Here is a 7500-nt window from a genome sequence, read left to right on the forward strand (position 1 = left end):
TTGGAAAATATTGCGGATCTTTGGCATGCTGCATTAGCTAATATAGAGAAAAAGATCAGCAAACCAAGCTTTGATACCTGGCTTAAGTCCACCAAGGCCCATTCCCTTCAAGGTGATTTGTTGATTATTACAGCACCCAATGAATTTGCCCGTGATTGGCTGGAAGAACGTTACTCTCAGTTAATCGCAGGAATACTATATGAAATTACCGGCGAAGAGCTTGCTGTTAAATTTATCATTCCGCAAAATCAAAAAGAAGCAGAAAATGATGTGCAATTACCTCCTAAAAAGGTAAAAAAGGACGATGACCATGGGGAATTTCCTCAAGGTATCTTAAATCAAAAGTATACTTTTGATACATTTGTCATTGGCTCAGGCAACCGTTTTGCCCATGCCGCATCGCTCGCTGTAGCTGAAGCACCTGCCAAAGCATACAATCCCCTCTTTATCTATGGAGGCGTGGGATTAGGAAAAACGCACTTAATGCATGCAATTGGTCATTATGTTTTAGATCATAACCCTGCAGCAAAAGTCGTTTATTTATCATCCGAAAAATTTACTAACGAGTTTATTAACTCGATTCGAGACAATAAAGCGGAGAATTTTCGCAATAAATATCGAAATGTTGACATTTTACTTATAGATGATATTCAATTCTTAGCTGGAAAAGAATCAACCCAGGAAGAATTTTTTCATACGTTTAATGCACTCCATGAGGAAAGTAAACAAATTATCATCTCCAGCGACCGGCCGCCAAGAGAAATTCCAACATTAGAGGACAGGCTCAGATCCCGATTTGAATGGGGTTTGATAACTGATATTACGCCGCCTGATTTAGAAACAAGGATTGCCATCCTCAGGAAAAAGGCAAAGGCAGAGGGTCTGGATATTCCAAATGAGGTCATGTTATATATTGCCAATCAAATTGACTCCAACATTCGTGAGCTTGAGGGTGCGCTAATCCGCGTGGTTGCTTACTCCTCTTTAATCAATAAGGATATCAATGCCGATTTAGCAGCAGAAGCTTTAAAGGACATCATTCCAAGTTCCAAGCCTAAAGTCATCACAATTTTGGATATTCAAAAGACGGTTGGGGAACTATTTAGTATTAAACTGGAAGATTTCAAAGCAAAAAAACGGACAAAGTCGCTCGCATTTCCTAGACAAATTGCGATGTATTTATCACGTGAATTAACGGATTATTCTTTGCCGAAAATAGGAGAAGAGTTTGGCGGGCGAGATCATACTACCGTCATTCATGCGCACGAAAAGATTTCTAAACTCCTCCAGTCCGATGCCCAGCTGCAAAGACAAATGAAAGAACTTCATGAACTTTTGAAGGTCTAAAACACGACTGAATTATGTGCATAACTTCTTAGTATTTACACACAGTCTGTCCACATGTGGATAGGCTGTGTTTCCGTTGAAATAATGGGTTATCCACATACTAACAGGCCCTACTAGTACTTCTACTCTTTTTTTAAAAAAATATATTATGTTTTTAATAACAAAAATATGCTTAAAACGGAGGATTATATTCGATGAAATTTATCATCCAAAGAGATCGATTAGTTCAGAGTGTTCAAGATGTAATGAAGGCTGTTACATCAAGAACCACTATTCCAATTTTAACGGGGATTAAAATTACAGCGACAACTGAAGGTGTTACTCTAACAGGGAGTGATTCAGATATTTCGATTGAATCGTTTATTCCTAAAGAGGATGCTGGTGACGAGATTATTGAAGTTAAACAAGCAGGCTCGATTGTACTTCAAGCGAAAGTCTTTAGTGAAATCGTTAAAAAACTACCGACTGCTTCAGTAGAAATTGAAGTACTCGGCTCTCTTCAAACCGTTATTCGCTCAGGAAAATCTGAATTTAACTTAGTCGGTCTTGATGCAGAAGAATATCCTCATCTGCCACAATTAGAAGAAAATAATAAATTTCATATTGCCACAGATTTATTAAAAGCAATGATCCGACAAACACATTTTGCTGTGTCCACCTCAGAAACACGCCCCATCTTGACAGGTGTAAACTGGCGCGTTGAAAATGGGGAGTTAAACTGTATTGCAACAGATAGTCACCGTCTTGCACTAAGGAAGGCAAAGATTGAAACGCCAAACAACGAGAATTATAATGTCGTTATTCCAGGAAAAAGCTTAAATGAACTTAGTAAAATTATTGATGACAGTAATGAACTGATTGATATTGTTATCACTGAAAATCAGATTTTATTTAAAGCGAAGCACTTGTTATTTTTCTCAAGATTGTTAGAAGGAAATTATCCCGATACATCAAGATTGATTCCAAGTGAAAGTAAAACGGATGTAACGGTTAATACAAAGGAATTTTTACAGGCAATCGATCGAGCGTCGCTACTAGCAAGAGAAGGAAGAAATAATGTTGTTAAACTTTCGACAATTGAGGGTGGACTCATTGAAATTTCTTCAAACACTCCAGAAGTTGGGAAAGTTGTCGAAGAAATTCAAAGTGAAGCGATTGAGGGAGAAGAATTAAAGATTTCCTTTAGTGCAAAATATATGATGGATGCCTTAAAAGCGCTTGAAGGTCAAGATATTAGAGTGAGCTTTACAGGGGCTATGCGTCCTTTCGTGATTCGCCCGCTTCATGATGAAACCATTTTGCAATTAATCTTACCAGTCCGAACATACTAATTTTATATACTTAATTCTCCATGCCACCAAACTATGGTGGCTTTATTTTAGTTTTCTTTGTAACTCTGTCGATTTTTTAGTAAAATAAAGTATTGAGACCATTTTAGAAACGAGGGTGACGATTTGCCTGAAAAAATAAAGCTTGATACAGAATTTATTACCTTAGGTCAATTTTTAAAACTGGCTGATGTAATACAAACTGGCGGCATGGCAAAATGGTTTTTAAGCGAACATGAAATATTTATTAATGGTGAACAAGATCAAAGAAGAGGAAGAAAGCTGCGCTCTGGTGACAAAATCAGGATTCCTGGCTTTGGAGAGTTTGTCATTACTGAGTAAATTAAGAAGTAGTTTATTGAGTAAATTCTTCTTAATTTATTGAATAGCTCAGCTAAAGGATGTTTTCCTAATGTATATTGAAAAATTAGCGCTCACCAATTATCGAAATTATGAAGAGTTGTTCGTAGAATTTGAGAACAAAGTAAATGTGATCCTGGGTGAAAATGCCCAGGGAAAAACAAATGTGATGGAATCCATTTATGTTTTAGCGATGGCCAAATCACATCGTACTTCCAATGATAAAGAACTTATTCGCTGGGACCAAGAATATGCTAAAATAGAGGGTAGGGTTCAAAAGCAACACGGCTCATTGCCGTTGCAATTAATTATTTCGAAAAAGGGAAAAAAAGCGAAATCTAACCATATTGAGCAGCGTAAATTAAGTCAATATGTCGGAAATATGAATGTTGTTATGTTTGCTCCTGAGGATCTTAACCTAGTAAAAGGGAGCCCTCAAGTCCGCAGGCGTTTTATTGATATGGAAATTGGACAAGTTTCGCCGCTTTATTTACATGATATGAGTCAATATCAAAAGATACTTCAGCAGCGCAATCATTATTTAAAAATGCTGCAGATAAAAAAGCAGACAGATCAAACGATGCTGGAAATCTTAACGGAACAATTTATTGGGATGGCTGTGAAAATTGTCACAAAAAGGTTTGAATTCCTGCGTCTTCTGCAAAATTGGGCCAAACCCATTCATCAAGGAATATCGAGAGGTCTAGAAACACTCGAAATTACCTATAAACCGTCGGTAGAGGTATTAGAAGAGCAAGATTTGTCGAAGATGATAGCATGCTTTGAAGAAAAATTCAGCAAGGTTAGAACGAGGGAAATTGAACGAGGAACAAGCCTGTTTGGTCCCCATCGGGATGACCTTATTTTTACTGTGAATGGAAGAGATGTGCAAACCTTTGGTTCACAAGGTCAGCAGCGGACCACGGCATTATCCTTGAAACTTGCTGAAATTGAATTAATATTTGCTGAGATTGGAGAATATCCAATTTTACTTTTAGACGATGTTTTATCAGAATTAGATGATTACCGGCAGTCTCATTTGCTTAACACGATCCAAGGGAAGGTACAGACCTTTGTGACAACCACAAGTGTTGAGGGAATCGATCATCAAACATTAAAGGAGGCCTCAACATATATTGTTGAAGCCGGAAGGATGAAGAAAGTAAATTGAGGTGAACCATGTATATCCATATCGGGGAAGATATTAATATTAGAGCAAGGGATATTATTTCTATCTTGGATAAAGAGAGTGTTAACAACTCGCCGCTCGTTGAAGAATTCCTCAAGTCTCGAAAGGAAAAGGTAATTAATCTATCTAAAAACCCCTTTAAATCAGTTATTGTCACAAATGACAATGTATACTTATCCCCGATTTCTTCTGGTACTTTAAAGAAACGTTCAAATCAAATGACTATACATGAATTTTGAAGTTAATTACATGTTTTTTAATGATTATATAGATATATTTTTGTCAGAAGGTGCAGGTGAACAAGCATGACTTTAGAACAAAAGGCTGTGGAACAAGCATATGGTGCGGAGCAAATACAGGTTCTTGAAGGACTTGAAGCTGTTCGAAAAAGACCAGGAATGTATATTGGTTCAACAAGCGGTAAAGGGCTTCATCATCTTGTTTGGGAAATTGTAGATAATAGTATTGACGAGGCATTAGCAGGTTTCTGTAATGAAATTAATGTCACCATTGAGGAAGATAATAGCATTACAGTTAAAGATAATGGCCGCGGGATTCCGGTTGATATTCAAGAAAAGATGGGCAGACCTGCAGTTGAAGTTATTATGACTGTACTTCATGCAGGAGGTAAGTTTGGCGGCGGAGGCTATAAAGTTTCTGGAGGACTGCATGGGGTAGGTGCATCCGTAGTTAATGCGCTGTCTACTGAACTTGAGGTTTATGTCCATCGTGATGAAAAAATCCACCGTATTAAATTTGAACGAGGCGCGGTTGTTTCTGAATTAGAGGTAATTGGTACGACTGATCAAACGGGGACCATTACTCATTTCAAACCAGATGGTGAGATTTTTACGGAGACTTTGGTCTATGAATATGACATTCTTGCTACTCGCCTTCGTGAACTCGCATTCCTTAACAGGGGAATCAAAATTACGATAGAAGATAAGCGAGTTGAAAATAAACGAAACGAATATCACTATGAAGGCGGTATTAAATCCTATGTAGAGCATTTAAACCGTACAAAAGAAGTGATCCATGAAGAACCAATTTACATGGAGGGAGAACGCGATGGAATTAGTGTGGAAGTCGCACTCCAGTACAATGAAGGCTATACAGAGAATATCTATTCCTTCGCGAATAACATTCATACGTACGAAGGCGGAACACATGAATCTGGTTTTAAAACGGCTTTAACAAGAGTCATCAACGATTATGCGCGAAAAAACGGCTTAATTAAAGATAATGATACCAATCTTTCTGGGGAGGATGTTCGTGAAGGAATTACGGCGATCGTTTCCATTAAACATCCAGATCCACAATTTGAAGGACAAACCAAGACAAAGTTAGGCAATTCTGAGGTAAGAGCCATCGCTGATGCCGTCTTTGCCAGCACTTTTGATAAATTCATGTTGGAAAATCCAACAGTGGCCAGGAAAATTGTCGAAAAAGGTCTTATGGCTGCACGTGCAAGGCTTGCGGCAAAGAAGGCTAGAGAGCTGACCCGCCGAAAAAGTGCTTTAGAAGTTTCTAGTTTACCTGGAAAATTAGCTGACTGTTCTTCAAAAGATCCTGCTGAAAGTGAAATGTATATCGTTGAGGGTGATTCCGCTGGCGGATCAGCAAAGCAAGGTCGTGATCGTCACTTCCAAGCCATTCTGCCACTACGCGGGAAAATCCTTAATGTGGAGAAAGCACGTTTAGATCGAATCCTTTCTAACAATGAGGTAAGAGCGATGATTACTGCGATTGGAACAGGAATCGGTGAAGATTTTGATATTTCCAAAGCACGTTATCATAAAATCGTCATAATGACGGATGCGGATGTTGATGGTGCCCATATCCGGACGCTTCTTCTAACGTTCTTTTACCGTTTTATGAGAAAAATATTAGAAGCAGGTTATGTTTATATTGCCCAGCCGCCTCTCTATAAAGTACAGCAAGGTAAACGGATTGAGTACGCCTATAATGATAAAGAACTTGAAAAGATTTTTGCCGTGCTTCCAGCGACACCAAAACCGAATATTCAGCGATATAAAGGACTAGGCGAGATGAATCCTGAACAATTATGGGAAACCACAATGGATCCAGCGAGAAGAAGTATGCTTCAGGTTAGCCTTGAAGATGCGATTGAGGCGGATGAAACCTTTGATATGTTAATGGGTGAGAAGGTAGAACCGCGTCGTAATTTCATTGAGGCGAATGCCCAATACGTGAAGAATTTAGATATATAAAGCAACGGTGAAAGGAGGTAACAAGTATGGCTGACACACCAAATTCTCAAGTAACAGAGATTAATATCAGTAAGGAGATGAAATCTTCCTTTCTTGACTATGCGATGAGCGTTATCGTTTCTCGGGCCCTTCCAGATGTTCGGGATGGATTGAAACCAGTTCATCGCCGTATTCTATATGCTATGCATGATCTTGGAATGCATTCAGACAAACCCTATAAAAAATCAGCTCGTATCGTTGGGGATGTAATCGGTAAATATCATCCACATGGTGACTCTGCAGTATATGAAACAATGGTTCGGATGGCCCAGGACTTTAACTATCGTTATATGCTTGTCGATGGACATGGAAACTTCGGTTCTGTCGATGGCGACTCGGCTGCTGCCATGCGTTATACAGAATCAAGAATGTCGAAAATCTCAATGGAATTATTACGAGATATAAACAAGGATACGATTGATTATCAAGATAACTATGATGGGGAGGAAAGAGAGCCGGTTGTTCTACCAGCCAGGTTCCCTAACCTTTTAGTTAACGGAACAACAGGAATTGCTGTTGGAATGGCAACCAATATTCCGCCGCACCAACTTGGAGAGGTAATCGATGGAGTTTTAGCGCTTAGTCGTGACCCTGAAATTACTACACAAGAGCTCATGGAAATTATTCCTGGTCCAGACTTTCCTACCGGAGGTATTATCATAGGCCGAAGCGGTATTCGTAAAGCCTACGAAACAGGCAGAGGATCCATTACAGTTCGTGCTAAGGTAGTCATTGAGCAAAAGGCAAATGGTAAAGAAGTTATCATTGTTAATGAATTACCTTATCAAGTGAATAAGGCGAGATTAGTTGAAAAAATCGCTGAACTAGCCCGTGATAAAAAAATCGAAGGTATTACTGACCTGAGAGACGAATCCGACCGAAAAGGTATGCGGATTGTTATTGAAGTTCGTAAAGATGCGAATGCCAACGTCCTGTTAAATAATTTATATAAACATACAGCATTACAAACTAGCTTCGGAATTAACACACTTGCCCTAGTTAATGG

Annotated in this window: 7 protein-coding genes (1 of these 7 only partly in view); all 7 read left to right on the plus strand. The window is 38.8% G+C overall.

What is annotated here, in order from left to right:
- The gene (dnaA, locus tag AC4QJR_RS00005) at positions 1-1347 is read left to right on the plus strand and encodes a chromosomal replication initiator protein DnaA (RefSeq protein ID WP_098577015.1); all 1347 of its coding nucleotides are present in this window, start codon (positions 1-3) and stop codon (positions 1345-1347) included.
- 194 nt (positions 1348-1541) lie between these two features.
- Positions 1542-2678: a DNA polymerase III subunit beta gene (dnaN, locus tag AC4QJR_RS00010; protein WP_251462966.1), complete on the plus strand. Its 1137-nt coding sequence runs from the start codon at positions 1542-1544 to the stop codon at positions 2676-2678.
- A 123-nt stretch (positions 2679-2801) separates the two neighbouring features.
- Positions 2802-3017 (plus strand): S4 domain-containing protein YaaA, encoded by a 216-nt coding sequence (gene yaaA, locus AC4QJR_RS00015; protein ID WP_098577009.1) that lies wholly within the window; start codon positions 2802-2804, stop codon positions 3015-3017.
- Positions 3018-3087: 70 nt separating this feature from the next.
- A complete protein-coding gene (recF, locus tag AC4QJR_RS00020) occupies positions 3088-4206 on the plus strand; it encodes a DNA replication/repair protein RecF (RefSeq protein ID WP_251462964.1) in 1119 nt (372 codons plus the stop codon).
- 8 nt (positions 4207-4214) lie between these two features.
- Positions 4215-4463, plus strand: coding sequence for an extracellular matrix regulator RemB (remB, locus tag AC4QJR_RS00025; protein WP_098577003.1), 249 nt, complete (start codon positions 4215-4217; stop codon positions 4461-4463).
- Positions 4464-4529: 66 nt separating this feature from the next.
- Entirely contained in the window at positions 4530-6455 is a 1926-nt protein-coding gene (gene gyrB, locus AC4QJR_RS00030; RefSeq protein WP_496524939.1) for a DNA topoisomerase (ATP-hydrolyzing) subunit B, read from the plus strand.
- A 26-nt stretch (positions 6456-6481) separates the two neighbouring features.
- Positions 6482-7500: the 5' end (the start) of a DNA gyrase subunit A gene (gyrA, locus tag AC4QJR_RS00035; RefSeq protein ID WP_251462960.1), read on the plus strand. The gene runs 1498 nt beyond the window's last position; the window shows 1019 of its 2517 coding nt (coding positions 1-1019); it begins with the start codon at positions 6482-6484; the stop codon falls past the right edge of the window.

Source organism: Neobacillus sp. BP17, from assembly GCF_059579525.1.

What these genes read in the sequence shown, in the direction of transcription:
- dnaN (WP_251462966.1), top strand. Translation starts at nt 1,542, where the DNA reads ATGAAATTTATCATCCAAAGAGATCGATTAGTTCAGAGTGTTCAAGAT.
- recF (WP_251462964.1), top strand. Translation starts at nt 3,088, where the DNA reads ATGTATATTGAAAAATTAGCGCTCACCAATTATCGAAATTATGAAGAG.
- remB (WP_098577003.1), top strand. Translation starts at nt 4,215, where the DNA reads ATGTATATCCATATCGGGGAAGATATTAATATTAGAGCAAGGGATATT.
- gyrB (WP_496524939.1), top strand. Translation starts at nt 4,530, where the DNA reads ATGACTTTAGAACAAAAGGCTGTGGAACAAGCATATGGTGCGGAGCAA.